3 protein-coding genes are annotated in these 5,253 nt (G+C 29.0%); all 3 read right to left on the reverse strand.

The features are described 5' to 3' along the window. Positions 1-131 precede the first annotated feature (131 nt). The 3 genes from ACTNDN_RS24290 to ACTNDN_RS24300 are packed head-to-tail and all read right to left on the reverse strand — an operon-like array spanning position 132 to position 5,103. Positions 132-341, reverse strand: coding sequence for a hypothetical protein (locus ACTNDN_RS24290; protein WP_031540300.1), 210 nt, complete (start codon positions 339-341; stop codon positions 132-134). A gap of 18 nt (positions 342-359) precedes the next feature. After that, on the reverse strand, positions 360-3,728 hold the full coding sequence (locus tag ACTNDN_RS24295; RefSeq protein WP_251628380.1) for a hypothetical protein: 3,369 nt from the start codon (positions 3,726-3,728) through the stop codon (positions 360-362). A gap of 1 nt (position 3,729) precedes the next feature. Continuing rightward, complete coding sequence (locus ACTNDN_RS24300) at positions 3,730-5,103, reverse strand: hypothetical protein (RefSeq protein WP_081836741.1); 1,374 nt, start codon at positions 5,101-5,103, stop codon at positions 3,730-3,732. Positions 5,104-5,253: the final 150 nt, after the last annotated feature.

The raw sequence follows: 5,253 nt of genomic DNA on the forward strand, positions 1-5,253 counted from the left end.
ACCATACTTAAATCAAGCGATTGGAAAACCCGTTCACTTTGCCTTACAGGGATTAAAAGGTTTTTAAAAAAGAAAAAAACGAAATTTTGATAAAAGAAAACATTTAGAAAACGGATACAAAATTAGAAGTTTTACTTTATAAAAAGGGAGCTATAAAAAACTCCCACAAAAACTTGACTCAATCCAATATCTTTATATGAATACTTTTTAAAATAATTGACAGTAATATTATCTAAATAGCTCTCAATATTCTCTTTTGCAACTTCTATACTATACTCTAGATCAAATTCTTCAATACTTGTTTCATCCAGTTTAAATTCATAGTTTAATAAAGCATTCAAATTATAACCTCCATAATACTATGCTTTTATTAAGTTCCTATTCTCACTTACAAAAAGCTGCCATTCTTCCGGTAACTCACTTAAAAGCCCAATCCACTTTTCTTTATCTAAATTAAAAAATTCGTACACAACATTCCCATATTTCCCCTCAGCATTTTTAAATAATTTTAGACGGCCAGCAAAGTTAATGAAAAACCTTTCTTTATCTCCCTTATATTTTAGGCTTGAAAACCTATTCAGAATAAATTCAAAATCATTCCACAACTGTCTTGTTAGTTCAGATATAGCATAAAAATGAGGAATGGAAAAATGGCATCCTCCTAAACAATCCCTGCCCGGATATGGACAATTCGCTTCTCCTATTAAGCATTGAACATCTTTCTGTTTACTAGTCAATTTCATAAATAGTATTTCTTCAAACTTTTGTTGAGTTTCTTGTGAATCCATTTCTAAGATTATATTTTTTACTATTTCTTCATCCTCAGATACAGCCAGTAAAAAACTAGCTACCGACTCAAGTTTAAACACACCTCCGAATGAATCTAGAAGTGAATTGTTCTGTTTTGTTTTTTCAAAAAGTGACGTGGTTTCTCCGAATAAAATATCGGTAAAAGTATCAGCAATAAAACCGAAGTGGTCGTTTCTTGAAAAGAGTTGTGAAGTAAGGAAGTTTATGTCCTCTTCAGTAAAAAGCAAATAAATATTTGTAGTTTCAATGTTCTTATGTCCACGAAATTGTTTAAGTATTTCTATTTCATGTGGTCCATTTACATTTTTTGAAATACGCAACAAAAATGTGAATAATGAACGGTTCATTTTTAAAGTATCGAATTGAACACCGCTAAAGGATCTAAAAAAATTTTCTTTAACTTTATTCCTAAATCTATTATCTTTTGTCATAAAATTAATAACGGATTGAAAACTATCGTTTAAAAGCCTTGTTCTAATTTCACAAAGAGTCACTGCAGTTGCAAATGCGATTAATAACTTATCCGGAATAAATAAATACCTATCTGCATTATTTTTTGAAAAGTTATATGTTTTTATTTGTAGTCTTCTTAATAATCTTTCAGCGTCCGTTTTACTAATTTCATTATTTTCCATCCATTCAATTGTCGGTTCGATATAAGTATCCTCAAATGACACTCTAGGAAAATGAAGATAGTCAGGTGTTCTCCAAATATTTGTTAAATGAAGAATTACATATAACCATGCAGAATCATAACGATCATATACCATATTTATATTCTTATTTTCTTCATTTGCTAGAACTGCTTTTTTTATACTATTAATTGCATTACTCTTATGAAAACTAACATTTTCAGAAACATAATCGAATAGATTTCTATATTCTTTTGGCGTATATAAACTTTTTATTTTTCTTTTTTGTTCTCGGTCATAAGGATTAATTATTTCATTCATTCTAAATGTAACTTTATTTTGCATTTTTTGAGATAAATGAATTGCTTGTAAAAAGCTATATAAATGCTTTTGAAAATGCAAAGGGTATTTTTTAAAAAACGCAAAATTCAATTCCTTTGAGGAGCAATTGTATATTTCCTTTGATAAAATAGAATTCATATCTTTAGTTAAATTTACAAGTACACCAATCCTCTGTAATTTATCATCGTAAGAATTTGGATTCCATTCATTTGATTTACTCTTAATGTATATATCCCAAAGCTTTTCAGTTTCAATAAGATGTTCAAAAAAGGAGAATTTCTCCATTTGAAGCCGGTGCTTAATATTATCATATATAGTTCCAACATCTGTATAATATTGCTGGGTATATACTAACCGGTTAAAATTCTCTTCTACTGAACTTTTTAGGTAGATCACCCTCTTATTTAAAAATCTATCAGCGCTGGCAACAATAACAGGAATTTTAGTTTTTCTGATTTCATACATATCCGGATCATAATTAAATTTTTCAATTACCTCATTCCGGGTAAACCACTTCTCATTCAATAACTTTAGCAATATTTCTTGCTGTTTTTTTAGTTGGATCACTTTCGATTTTTTAAATAACGTTAAATTACTTGAAATTTTCTTTTCTACTCGTAAAAGACGTTTTTCTATTAGCTGAGTCAACCTCTTAGCAGTAATATTTAAATACATCATTACTTGTTTTCTATTCAGAAACTCCGACTCTTCAAGATCTTTTTTAAGTTTTTCCTCACTCGACACTACGATATTCCTTTTTTTCATTAAGTTATGAATATCGAACTTTCTGACGTACATCAAATCTACTTTAGTTGAAAGCTTAATAATTTCAATCCCTTTTGATTTTAAATATTTCTGGAAGTTATCACTATTTTTCCTACCTAGTAACAACATAGCATCTTCAAGTTTAAAATGATTTAATAAGAACAGTTCAATGCTATCTTTTTTAAAGAAGCGCTTAATATTCTCGTATTTCTTTTCTTTAATAAAAATTAGTGGATACTTCATCTCCACTAGTTCTATTTTCCCTTTATTAGCAAGTTCAATTAATTTTAATATCCCACTTGACCTAAGAGAATCTTTTGAGGAATTTGAACCAAATTTTCCCCACACCTCTAAATCTATATAGTGCTTTTTTATAAAATCTTGTTCCCATTTTTCTTGTTTTTTCTTGAAATCCTCAATATGTGATCTTTTATATAAATTTTTACCATTCTCCACAATAGTTTCAACGTTTAGAATTCCTATATTTTGAATTTGTTCAAATTTCTTTTTTGTAAAGCCCAAGTATAATCTGGATTGATTACTACTGATATATTCTTGCATATCAGATATATTTAATTGTTTTCTATTTTCTACGCTTGAAAGCTTATTCTCACCACTTTCTACTAAATGTAAAACTGCTTTCTTATTAACAAACGTCATATCATATTTTTCTGAAAGCTTTACAACTTCTATATCTTTGCTCATTAAGATTTTTAAAGTATACTGAGGACTTGATTTTCCTATTATTTTCATAGCCTCATTTAAATTAATATAATCATTTAAAAAATATTCAAGACTTGCTTTCTTAAAAAACCTTTTTATATTTTTGTATTTGTTGTCTCTTATTGAAACAAGTGGGTAATCTAATTCAACCATTTCAATAAGGCCCTGATTTGCTAAGGAAATTAATTTTTTCACCCCAGAAGAACGCAAACTATCTTTATTAGCGCTGGACCCTAATTTTGACCACACATCCAAGTCTATAAAATATTCATTAAAAAAATTTTTCTCCCAAGCAACATGTTTTAATAATTTTTCATATTCAACATATTTCACATTATTAATGTCTACAATTTCTAAGACACCATGTTTTTGTAATATTTCAGTCCCTTTCCAACGAACACCTAATTGAAAATAGGGACTGTTTTTATCACATAGTTCCCTTATTTTTACTAACATTTTAGAAACCTCTCCAATTACTCATAACTTTATTGTATATTTCGATGTTCTGCTCACGCGTTAGTGCTTGTTGCAAATAAATACCATCATCTTGATCTTCTTCATTACCAATTTTAGTTGCTACTTTTTCCATCATTTCTTTAATTTTTTTTCTTGTTACCCTTCGTTCTAAATACGCCATAGCAGACAACAAACTTCTGTCTCCACGTGAATCTCTTAATTCTTCAATACCTAAGCCTTGATCGATTAACATATTTGTGAAAACAGCTCTACCAATATGTGTACCCCAAGGTAAAGATTCAAGAAATTCTACATCCTCATAGTATCTTTCCTTTCTTAACTCATTCAAAAATATTTTTTTTACACGCTTAAATTTATTTGCATAATTTGGTCCACTTATTGGTACACCAGTTTTATACGATACAAATAATGCATCTTCTACCTTTAATTTTTTCTTACTTTTTAATTCTTCAAGTTTTGTAATATGATCATCATATAATTTTTGTAGTAAATTTGAATGGATAATAAATTGAGGTCTTGGTCTTTTTACTTGGTTATACTGGTTATTTTTTAAATTGGGAAACAATTTATCTTGGTTATCATCAATATTAACAAAAAATGATTTGTTTTCAGTCCCCCTATAGCCCCTTGGTTTTAATGAACTTTCTGTTAAATTAACTACCTCTCCTACTCTTAACCCACCAAAGAATTGAAAGTAAACTCCTAGTGCAATATCTTCTGCATGAGTTTGAGCAATATTAATAAACAGCTTAGCGAGTTCTAGTCTTCCTTCCCCAAAATCTTTTAAGGTAGTCATATCATTATCATTTTTCTTATTTGGTCTTTCAATATCCAATACAGAATCTCCAAATGGTGAAATTAATATTTCCTTACCATTTTTATTGATTTTTTTTATTATTTTTGGGTCTTGGTCAATTGAATCTTGTTCTTTTAAAAAGTTATAGAATCTAGTTAGTGTTTTTTCCCAATAATCAATTGTTTCTGAATTTCTACCCAAATAAGTTCCATAGGTTATAAAGTTAGCCCCATGCTTTAGCTCTAATGCTCTTATACCCTTTTCCTCTAATTTACTATACTCTCCTGAATCATCATCCTCTATTTGAGTATAAATATAGTTTAAAAACATACATATAATCCTTCCAGCCCTTAGTTGAGTACTTGGTGATAACTGCTTATTTACAAAACACTTAATTATAAAATTTGATATTGGATGTGGAATAATCAATTTAGATTTATTATCTCTTAATCCAATAATAACGATATTACCTGCTTCTAACCTTCCACCAATCCTTTCACTTTCTATTGAAACTTCTCTTGGTATCCATGTAAATTTTTCATCAAGTGGTATATACACTGGTCTACCTCCTACTTCAATATATATTTAAAGTATAACTCACTATTTGAAATGTGAGAAAATAAGGACCACCCGTGAGAACGGGTGGTTTTCTCTGCGGCTGAAAGCCTTTGTTACTGACCAAACCCTAAAGGGCTACTGAAAGGTTCG

This window comes from Niallia sp. HCP3S3_B10 (assembly GCF_052064465.1).
Classification (GTDB): Bacteria; Bacillota; Bacilli; order Bacillales; family Cytobacillaceae; genus Niallia; species Niallia hominis.